A 10,396-nucleotide genomic window follows, 5' to 3' on the forward strand; every position below is an offset into this window, starting at 1 on the left:
AGTGAAAGAATGCTGATAGAGAGACAATGTAAATAACAACCATCAAAGCAAGTGCATTTAAAATGCTTTCTGTCATTGAAACCGTTTTTTGAGCATCCCGATTTATTTGTTTAAGTTGAGTTAATGAATCTTCCCTTAAACTATTTGCAAGCGTACTAAATTCAATTGCATCTCCAGCCATTACTACATTTACTAAGCTCAAATAGTTTCGATTAGCCTGAACACTTTTTGAAAAAGCATTTCGATAGCTATTAGACAAATCGATCATATTTTTAAATTTAGATCTATCTGCAACGTTTTTAGATAGCGAGTTCAGTATTTTTTCAACTTCAGCTCTTTTGGCATAGTCTTTTTTTGTTAAAAATTGATAAGCATCACGATGCAGCATATGCCATAGGTTAAGGTACTCTGTAACATACAACTTCTCATTTGTATCAGTAGCCTTAGCTTTTAAATTTTCAAGAAGTGAAACTGCATTCAAATAAATTTGTGGTAATTCTTTTTCAATTAAGTCATTCCGTTGTGTAAAACGAAGTGTCAGTACTTTTAAATTAGCGCCATAACGACTTACAAGCTCCGTCATACCATCAAGGTGAATTTGAATACTTTCTGCGCCTTTTCCTATATTTATTTCAGTTAATCGACTTTCAATACTGTCATAATTTACCATGATTTTTTTAAAAACGGGTGCACTACCTGATGCACCATAAACTGAGATATCCCTTTGCATCTCAACAATATCTTTATTAATTTTTAAAATATCYACMGMATARTTRCTAATSYTASCGATRTYATTGAAAGAGTCYTCRATSGYTTTWARCCTTTGATTCATAATCAAATAACTCGCGCTCATAGCGACTAAGACAAGCACCATTGCTAGCGACATTTTGACAGCAAGAGATTTTGAAAAAAAACTTAACAATTTACTTCCTTATGCGTTAAGTAGTTCATACCACTTATCTAAACTGTAATCATAATTTGGCATCACAGTATTCCAAACCGCAATATTCGAAAACCGTTTAATATAACTGCCACCATCCCTTATTTCGCCTGCTTTAATAGATACTTTTCCATCTGTTCCCTTCAAGTCAGTTGACGCTTCTTGTCCTTCATACCAATAGTTCCACTCAGGTTTAGACATAAGCGGTTGGCTACGACTAGGGTTAGAAATGTAATATCCTTGCCTTGCTATAAATGCACCTGGGTAGCCAGATAACCACCAGTTCATATACTCATACGCAGCATCTTTAACATGCCCATGGGTATTTTTTGATAAACACATAACTCCATGCCATGCTCTGTAACCTTCTTTTGGCGATGCATAAGTTACTGGAATGCCTTGCCCATTTAGCGCACTGACACCTGGTGAGAACATACTTTGAATGGTCACTCGGTTCATTTTCATAAAATCAACAGATTGCGGTACTGACGTCCAAAAACCTGAAAAATGACCTTGCCGTTTCTTTTCAAATAAAATGGCAAATAATTGGTCAATCTCGGCAATAGTCATATTGCCGAAATCATTAAATTTCATTAATCCTTTAGCTTGAGCAGCTAGAGCAGCGTCAAAAATGCCTATTGTTGGTGCATTCACTAATGCAACTTTCCCTCTATTCTTTTCATCTAATAACCATGCCCAAGATTCTGTTTCGTAGGGAATACCTTTTTCAATAACATTCGTGTTATAGCCAAATGAATCGACATTATGTACATAWGGCATGAAGCTAATTAATTTGGATGGTGTTTCTCCTAACGAACCATCCGGCTGTGCATAAAGAAGCTTATTGGGTGAATCGCCTGCACCTAACTTTGCATCCGGTACAATTTTACCTGTCTTGGTAAGTGGGTTTATTTCATCCCAATAAACGAGTCTATCAACCTCTATTGGCTGAATGGCATCTGCTTGCCACAAAATATTAATAGAGTCAGACCATTGCTCATACAAATCAAAAGAACTAGGGTCTGCTGCTGCTTTTTGCAAAACGGCGGCACTACCCATAGGTGCAAACTCAATGTTTATACCTAGTTCGCGCATTGCTCTTTGTCTAAGCTCTTCTTGCAACGTAACATGTGTTCCCATTACACGAAGGGTTACTTTGTTCTTTGCAAAAACATAAGGGGCTTTAAACGCAAGTGTTGATGCCGCAGCACCAACACCGAGTGTTTTTAGAAAATCTCGACGCTTTCGGGAATGCTTCATTGTAATTCTTGGTAAGTTAACAGTCTCCAAAGTATAGGCTATGTTCCTGAGGTTTCTACAAAAAGCAGTAAGAAAAGCCTAAATCAATCACAAAAACTAAGCCTAAAACAGTTTCGCCCATCACTTTTAACCGCATAAAGCGCTTTATCTGCGCAATTAATCAGTTCATCAAAGCTCACCTTATTTTGGTGCTCGTAGATAACTCCACCGATACTGACTGTCACGCGGCTCCAAATAGATTTAATATGCGGGATATTAATCGTCTCAAGCTCTGTAGAAATACGGTCACATATGAATTTAACTCCGTCAAAATCTGTATATGGCAGTACAATGAGAAACTCCTCGCCACCATATCGGATTGCAATATCTTGAGGTCGATGAATAGAGCGCTCAATAACATCAGCAATTATTTTCAGGCAAGCATCTCCTTGAGGGTGTCCGTATTGGTCGTTGTATAATTTAAAGAAATCTAGATCAAGCATTAGCAAGCTGAACGGTTTCTTCTCTCTTGAAGCTTGTTTAAAAACGTTTGCAACTTCTAAATCCAAATAGTGTCGATTGAATAAGCCTGTCAATGAATCTTTATACGTAAGCTGTAATAGCTTTTCCAATCGAAGCTTATTTTCTAAATGATTTTTTGTACGATGTATCAATGTAGATGCAGTGATGGGTTTACCTATGAAATCAGTGGCGCCTGCTTCCCAACATGCATTTTGACACTCTGTGTCGTAAGTCGACGTGATGAATATTATTGGGATATTTTCGAATGTAGCTTTAGCCTTAAGTCGCCTACAAATATCCAAACCATTTACATCAGGTAAATTAATATCTAGTAAAATCAAATCTGGAAGTAAATCCTCACATGCTTTTAAAACAGCCTGACCAGAAGAGTAAGCGTCAACAGTAAAATGTTCTTCTAAAATAACACCAAGACTTAACCTGACCATCTCATCATCATCAACAATGAATACTTTACACTGTGATAATGGCTTTAGACTTAAGGGCATAATATTCCTTCAACCTTACTACTTTGTATTAGTTTGTTAGCCTTGTCGATATCCAAAGGCTTGCTCAGCAAATAACCTTGGCCTATTTGACAGCCAAGCTCTTGCAATCGGTCTTTTTGCTGTAAAGTTTCAATCCCTTCAGCCACAATTTGGAGCTTTAAAGAGTGGGCTAGTTCAATTATAGTCGTTACGATATTAAGGGCTTGCTCATCGTTAAGCATATCACGTACAAAAGACTGGTCTATTTTTAATACATTTAGTGGGAACAGTCTTAAATATGAAAGACTAGAATATCCTGTTCCAAAGTCATCAAGAGCAATACTGACCCCCATACCAGAGATAAGCTTTAATTGACTTACAGTATAATCAAAGTTTTCAATCAAGGCCGATTCTGTCACTTCTAGCTCTAAGTAGCGGCTGGGTAATTGCGTTCTTTCAAGGATCTCGGCGACAGTATCTACAAGTTTAGTGTCTGTAAATTGTTTTGCAGATATATTTACTGCAACTTTAATCGGCAGACCTTTATCAAGCCACGTTTTTGCAGCAAAACAACTTTTTTCAAGAACTTGTTCTCCTAAGCGAAAAATAAGCCCCGTTTCTTCTGCATATTCAATAAAGTGAACAGGAGAAATAAAGCCACCTTGCTCATCTTTTAAACGAACTAAGCTTTCTACACCAATCAGTGTGTCAGTATTAAGGTCATATTTAGGTTGATAATGAACGTCGAGGTCATTTTCATCTAATGCCTTTCTTAATTTATTTCCAACCTCAAGACGCCTATTCATTTCAACCTGTAAATCGTCACTAAAATAGAAGTAACTATTTGCAGATTCGTTTTTTGCTTTATACATTGCGGAGTCTGCATGGCGAAGCATTTCTTCAACACTCGAAGCATCATCAGGGTACACACTTATACCTAAACTTGCTGAAAGAACATGCTGCTCACCACCTGACCTGAAAGGCTTACCAATAACATTAAGAACCTGATTAACCAGTGGCTCTAGACTTAATGAGTTAAAAGTATGAGGAACGACGAGTGCAAACTCATCTCCACCGACACGTGCAACTGTAATATCATTACATGCGAATCGGTCCAAGCTGTGACCAATATGGGCAATTATCTCATCACCGACATGATGCCCTAAGGCATCATTAATAAACTTAAACTTATCTAAATCAAGTAACATCAAGCTTAACTTAGTGCCATTAAAAGCAGCCCTAGCGATACCTTGCGTAAGTCTATCGTGAAGTAATATTCGATTTGGTAAAGAGGTTAGCTGGTCATGATGAGATAAATACGTCATCTGCATCGACATAGCTAAAGCTTCGCTTACATCTTGAAATACCATAACAGCGCCGCATTGGTTAAGGTTTTTATCAAGAATTGGAGCTGCGCTGTCTTCAACTCGATGTTCTATGCCTTGCTTACTGATCAATTGTGTATTTAAAGCCATAGCGACAGGTCTATTTTCTTTTAAAGCAACAGATAAAGGGTTAATAGACGGTATTTTAGTTGTCGCATCGCATAACTTCATGACTTCTTCAATATGGCGACCTTTCGCGGCAGTTTGTGACCATCCTGTAAGTCTTTGAGCTACAGGGTTCATGTACACAATATTTGCGTTTTTATCCGTAGAAATAACAGCATCAGCAATCGAATCTATCGTAATTCTCAATTGCTCTTTTTCAGCAAATAGTTCTGCTTGTGTTAGTTGTAATATTTTTTCTTGTGTTCTAATTTTTATATGATTTTCAATACGAATTCGACAGAGTCTCAGGTTTAAGGGCTTAGAAATAAAGTCTATCGCGCCTAAAGATAAGGCTTTTTCTTCAATCGCAGGATCACTGTGAGACGTAATAACAACAGTTCTAATATGTGCCAGAGTTGGCTTTTGCTGTATCACTTCTAAAATGTCAAAACCACTGACTGTAGGCATTTCTAAATCAAGAATTAAAATGTCTGGTTTAGTTTTTTCAATCAGCTGTATTGCTTCAGAGCTGTTATTAGAAGTTGAAATATTTCCGACTCCGTCTAAAGCATGCTCTAGCTGTAATGTATTAATCTCTTCATCATCTATGATAAGAACACTGCAATTGTCCATTTAGGGTCCCCTCAATACTTTGTACCTACTAACAATAACGCTAAAACACCAAATTTGCGACCCACTTTTTTATTAGCCTTAAAATATTATTTTTAGCTTTTTGAGTAGTTTTTGAGTAGTTTTTGAGGTTGATTTACTTTGCCCGAAAACAGCAAATTCAGAACACAATAAAAATAATAACATCGCAATTACCTTCAATAATTTATAACTTAAAGCTAAAGAAATTAAAGAAATAAGCTGATTTCACAAAGCCTTCTCTCAAGACAGAGCTTTACAGTATTTAGATTAACGCATTTTGGGGCAAGAGTTTGTTAGTAAAGATCATCTTTGAGCAACTTAAGTAATTACGTTATGCTTTAGACCTATATTGTTAGTCTTATACGTTATGCCTAAATCTCAATTTAATAATCTACTTGCTGACTCTATTTCGTCTCTGAAATCAACGACTTTTACGCCTAATCTAATGGCTTTCATTGCTTCTCTAGTGAATTATGACTGCGCAGTAATTCTCGGTCTGCGTACAGATAAACATCCCATTTATCTTTATGATTCGATTGAAAATAATCGTGAATTACTTTTTGACCGTTACCTCACTTCTGCATTTCAAGATGACCCATTCTACAAAATGCTAACTACTGATGAGCAGCAAGGCGTTTTTTCATTAAAAGACGTAGCCAAACGGGATATGGATTATCAAACATACTGTAATCAATTTTACCTGCAAACTGGTTGGAAAGATGAGTTAAGTATTCTCATAAAAGTCGAAGCAACTCGCTGGGTCGTTATCTATTTAGGTTGCACCCATACAAGTAATCCATTTTCGCTATCAGATGTTGAGATGTTAAATTCATACTTCTCCGTCATTCAATCCTTATGTCAACAGCACTGGAAGCAAACGGAGTTCCTTCTTGCGGAACCTGTCTTTTCTCCTGAGTCCTACTCAGTAAAAAAACGAAAGTTCATAGAGGATGGTCTGCACTCTTTTGGCAAAGATTTTCTTTCAAGTAGAGAGAAACAAATCGCACGGTTAATATTGCAAGGACTTGATACCAAAGAAATAGCAAAACAGTTGGGCATTACAGAAGGAACGGTAAAAAATCACCGAAAGCGTATCTATGCTCAATTAAAGGTGTCATCACTCAGTGAGCTTTTTCAAATCTTCCTCAACCATATTATTACCCACTAAATGAACCAATTATCCCTTTAGGGATATATCGCGCATAAGGTTCTATTCGTAATCTGTACATCACATTATTCATGACAGAAAAGACGTTATAGATGACATTCATTCAGGAACTACAAACACGCGGATTAATTGCTCAAGCCAGTGATTTAGAACAAATACAGCAACAACTTAGCCAGCCACAAACAGTCTACTGCGGTTTCGATCCTACCGCAGGCAGCCTTCATATTGGACACTTAGTTCCTCTAATTATGCTCAAGCGTTTTCAAGATGCTGGACATCAAGCATTAGCGCTTATTGGTGGCGCAACGGGTATGATTGGCGACCCTAGCTTCAAAGCTTTAGAGCGCAGTTTAAATACTGAAAAAACGGTAGCCATTTGGGTCAAAGATCTTACTACTCAAATTGAGCGGTTATTAGCACCTCATTTAAGCAAGCCAATGACCATAGTCAATAACGCAGACTGGATAAAAGACATTAATGTCATCGATTTTTTCCGTGATGTCGGTAAACATTTTTCTGTCAACAATATGATCAGCCGTGAGTCAGTAAAACAACGGTTGCAAAGGCCCGATCAGGGTATTTCATTTACAGAGTTTAGTTACTGTTTACTCCAATCCTTTGATTTTGCGGAACTTAATAGAAATTATGGTTGTAATTTACAAATTGGTGGTAATGACCAATGGGGAAATATCGTCAGCGGTATTGATTTAACACGTCGCCAGAATGGTGAACAAGTGTTTGGTTTGACGTTACCTTTGATAACTGAATCTGACGGTACTAAATTTGGCAAAACAGAAAGAGGAGCCGTTTGGCTTGATCCACAAAAAACATCGCCATATATGTTTTACCAGTTCTGGTTGTCAACTGAGGATACAGATGTCTACAACTTTCTTCGGTACTACACATTCTTAACCTGTGAAGAAATTGATCAGATAGAGTTGCAGGACAAGTCAAATAACGGCAAACCTGAGGCACAAAAGATTCTGGCGCAAAATATGACTCGTTTTGTTCACGGAGAATCAGGGTTACGTAGTGCCGAGCGTATAACACAGGCATTATTCACAGGTGGCGTCGAGAAGCTGAGTTATAGTGAACTCCAACAATTAGAGCTAGATGGTCTTCCAAGCATTGAAAGCATTCTGCAAGACGTTATCGAATTGTTGCTCGAGTCAGGGTTAGCTAAATCAAAACGTATCGCCAGAGAGCTGATCGAAGGCAATGCGATTAGTGTAAATGGCGAAAAAATAACACCTGACAACTCCCAACTCGGATTTCCACTGTTTGATAAATACTGGTTAATTCAGCGCGGAAAGAAGCACTTTTGCTTAATCAAACGCTAATAAAGTAGAAAATGTAATGCGACTCAACTCATTCAAGTGAGGGTTGAACGCATTACTTTAAGTATTGCAGTGTTTCACTTAGCAAAAATTTATTAGACAGATCCTGAAAAGGAATGGGGCAGAAACACGTTTGCTAAAATACCATTAGTAGTGCTTCACAAAGGTAATTTTGCTAAAGCGGTATGTTCTGTGTATTGCCATGTAACAGTTTTAATAAAACTTATCATTAATCAAGTTAATAAACTTTGTTCTAATAATTATTTTTTCTTTCAGTATCTCAGCTTCTCTTTCCATCAGCAGAGGTAGCTTTGATTTCTTGTCATACCGTGTTGGCATTTCACTCAGTAGCTGCTTGTAGAAGCGCTGTGTGTCTTGCTGTATTTTTGTTGAAGCTACGATGAGAAATACTCTGTCATATAATTTCTGCTCATCAAATAGTGCGCTTTTAAATTTTAGAATGCTTTGTTCATGCTGTTGTTTTCGCTTAAATGAGTGCTCTATTTCAACTGCAGTGACTTCGTTATTGTTTAGTAATACTAGCGCATCAACGTTTTTTACATCATTTGATGGAAAAAGACGTTTAAACTCCAACTCAGTCAAATAGGCTTTCCATAGCGGATTGGGAGTACCGTCTGTATTACTATTTTGAATACCAAGCGCAAGAACTAAGCTTAAAATGCTGTCATGCATAATGGAGTTTTGATTCACCTGCTGTATTGGCTCTGATGTTGACCGAAAAGGGAAATCAATTTGTGATAACTCGCGCGCATATTGTGCGCCTGAATATGATAATACATAGATGCGGCCATCAGTCGCGCGGATTGTTTTAGCTGCTTGAAGTAACCCCATATCGACGAGCTTGTTTAAAAACTCTAAGGTTTTTGCTCTACTTGTTTGCCATACCTCTGCGCATACAATGGCTGATACAAATCCAAACCGCATTGCATGTTTTATTGTCCACTCTAGTTTTACCTGGCCTTGTTGGCGTCGATTTTTATATTTTTTGTAATACATATCGATGTCAAAGTAAGGCTGATATACATTACTGTTGGTAATACCTGAAGTATCTTTATTTATCGTCATTTTTATCTCCATCGTGATTTGTTTACTTGGAGATATGAAGGTTTGAGTGATACGAATTTTACTAACATAGCGATGAATTATCGGTTTTTCATTAGGAGAAGCATTCGCTTCAGTACACCTAATGAAAATACTTACAGATAAACTAAATATGAAGTTTCACTTCATTAATCACAAAGGGTTTCACTTTGCGATTAAACGCTTACAACCCACGCCAGCTCTAATGTTGACATTCGTCAACGAGCTGTCTCTACGAAGCGTTCGCTTCTAGGGTTGACGCTTAGCGCATGTCCGGCTTGCGCCGCACTAACCCCCCTTTTGCCATGCCAGGCTGCGCATTGATAAATCATGTTGCTTGTTAAGCTGGCAGTCGTTCGTGTCCTCACTTTTAGGTTTACCGTTTCATTGCTTCGCTATTTCACAGTAAATTTTTGCTCCACAAAAACAAAAGCGGGGTTAGTCCGCCACAGTCGGACATGCGCTGCTGCGCTCGAAAATTGGCTTCGCAATTATTCTTACTACGCGATTTATTGAGTTGTTTCACAACTGCTTTTTGTTGCAGTCAAAGCGGTTGCTTTGATGCGAGATGACGCTTCGCTTTGTAATTAACACCAGAACACTTTCTGCATAATCTACTTTTATTAATCTTTGATAATGCGTGTACGATTATCTCGTTGACAAAAAAACAGATACAGACTCTCGAATTGTAGCGGGACGAGTAACTTTGCTTTTATTAATAAACAAGCTCTACAAAGAGCCAAGGAGAACGAATTATGAGATAGATGAGATGGTTTGCCTGCACAGCATTAGCTGTGGTTGAGCCGTAAACAGGCTGGTGTTTAGCGCTGCACGAGAAACAAAGCCATAGATAAAAGCAGTCAACGCTTTTATCTTTGAAAACTTTTTAGTCCATAAAAGTTTTTATAAAAATATGTTTGCAAATGAGTTTTAAATTCTTAAAGTCAAATAGCGCCAAAACGAAATTTAAGGTGCAATCATGACAGACTTACTAAGTTTAAAACTATTCGGCCATTGTTCTGTAGAGCCATTTATAGAAGAAGATATAGACACACAAATAACCCCAATTGATGTATGTGATGACATACTGACCAATCCTTTAAACCTCTCAGCGCAGATAGATATGGCTGCTGCAACTGCTTGCGTGCTTTCAGATGAAAGTGATATTTCAGAGCCCCTCATAGAGCCTGTATCGTTAATAGATATTAATGACAACTTATCTTTGTCAGATTCAATATCGAGTACCGATGAGTGTCATGTAGCCCACTCAGACCATAGCTTCATGTTATCGGATGAAGGCGGGATCATAACGTTTGATGACGACCATGGTGCGACGGACTGGGGATTTGATGATGCAGGTATCAGTGATAATGCAGATTTTTAGATTAAGCATAGCTTAGTTTACGTAAGCAAAGAATAAAAAAATTTATGTCCTAGTAGTTAGTCCTACCAAAGCCCACATC

At 37.7% G+C, this 10,396-nt stretch carries 8 protein-coding genes; 3 read left to right on the forward strand and 5 right to left on the reverse strand.

Annotated features, from left to right (window positions below; all coding sequences use genetic code 11):
• The 4 genes from L1D51_RS18390 to L1D51_RS18405 form a co-directional block, all read right to left on the reverse strand.
• A partial coding sequence (locus L1D51_RS18390) for a hypothetical protein (RefSeq protein ID WP_239964451.1) occupies positions 1–730 on the reverse strand: 730 nt, incomplete at its 3' end.
• Positions 731–931: 201 nt separating this feature from the next.
• Positions 932–2,200, reverse strand: a complete 1,269-nt coding sequence (locus L1D51_RS18395) for an ABC transporter substrate-binding protein (RefSeq protein WP_425605554.1) — start codon at positions 2,198–2,200, stop codon at positions 932–934.
• Positions 2,201–2,283: 83 nt separating this feature from the next.
• Positions 2,284–3,207 carry a GGDEF domain-containing response regulator gene (locus L1D51_RS18400; RefSeq protein ID WP_239964452.1) on the reverse strand — a complete coding sequence of 308 codons (924 nt, stop codon included), beginning with the start codon at positions 3,205–3,207 and terminating at the stop codon, positions 2,284–2,286.
• Positions 3,198–5,309, reverse strand: a complete 2,112-nt coding sequence (locus L1D51_RS18405; RefSeq protein WP_239964453.1) for a GGDEF/EAL domain-containing response regulator — start codon at positions 5,307–5,309, stop codon at positions 3,198–3,200. Before L1D51_RS18405 ends, L1D51_RS18400 begins: the two co-directional genes overlap by 10 nt.
• A gap of 385 nt (positions 5,310–5,694) precedes the next feature.
• Here L1D51_RS18405 and L1D51_RS18410 point away from each other — a divergent pair, with 385 nt between their 5' ends.
• Positions 5,695–6,495, forward strand: coding sequence for a response regulator transcription factor (locus L1D51_RS18410; protein WP_054552989.1), 801 nt, complete (start codon positions 5,695–5,697; stop codon positions 6,493–6,495).
• 92 nt (positions 6,496–6,587) lie between these two features.
• Positions 6,588–7,835 carry a tyrosine--tRNA ligase gene (tyrS, locus tag L1D51_RS18415; protein ID WP_239964454.1) on the forward strand — a complete coding sequence of 416 codons (1,248 nt, stop codon included), beginning with the start codon at positions 6,588–6,590 and terminating at the stop codon, positions 7,833–7,835.
• Between the two features lie 210 nt (positions 7,836–8,045).
• Here the strand turns inward: tyrS and L1D51_RS18420 are convergent, their stop codons facing one another.
• Positions 8,046–8,918: a hypothetical protein gene (locus L1D51_RS18420; RefSeq protein ID WP_239964455.1), complete on the reverse strand. Its 873-nt coding sequence runs from the start codon at positions 8,916–8,918 to the stop codon at positions 8,046–8,048.
• Positions 8,919–9,912: 994 nt separating this feature from the next.
• Between L1D51_RS18420 and L1D51_RS18425 the strand changes: the two genes are divergently transcribed.
• Complete coding sequence (locus L1D51_RS18425) at positions 9,913–10,317, forward strand: hypothetical protein (protein ID WP_239964456.1); 405 nt, start codon at positions 9,913–9,915, stop codon at positions 10,315–10,317.
• The last annotated feature ends 79 nt before the right edge of the window (positions 10,318–10,396 follow it).

This window comes from Pseudoalteromonas shioyasakiensis, from assembly GCF_022398475.1.
Lineage (GTDB): Bacteria > Pseudomonadota > Gammaproteobacteria > Enterobacterales > Alteromonadaceae > Pseudoalteromonas.